This window comes from Mediterraneibacter sp. 210702-DFI.5.30, assembly GCF_020560115.1.
GTDB lineage: Bacteria > Bacillota > Clostridia > Lachnospirales > Lachnospiraceae > Mediterraneibacter > Mediterraneibacter faecis.
This window is the reverse complement of the sequence record NZ_JAJCME010000163.1, coordinates 1-240: the sequence shown is the minus strand read 5'-3', so window position 1 is coordinate 240 and position 240 is coordinate 1. Positions and strand designations below refer to the sequence as shown.

The following is a 240-nucleotide window of genomic DNA, read 5'->3' as shown; positions in this document are numbered from 1 at the left end:
GATTTACTACCTCCAAAAAATTTTTAATTATCTGCAGTCCGTCAGTCGTCATAACGGACTCAGGGTGAAACTGAACGCCAAAAAGCGGCGCGGTAACGTGTTCTACAGCCATGACTTCTTGATTTTCATCATCAGATACTGCCGTCACTTTTAGATCAGGCGGCAGAGTAGCTGCATCGGCGACTAATGAATGATAGCGGGCCGCCTTAAAGGTTGGGGGGAGTCCCTTTAGCAACCGGC

The 240-nt window shown here is 48.3% G+C and carries 1 protein-coding gene; it reads right to left on the bottom strand.

The window, feature by feature from the left end:
• Window positions 1–240, bottom strand: a 240-nt coding sequence (locus tag LI126_RS15105) for a glutamine amidotransferase-related protein (RefSeq protein WP_227165731.1), incomplete at both ends; no start/stop codon positions are given.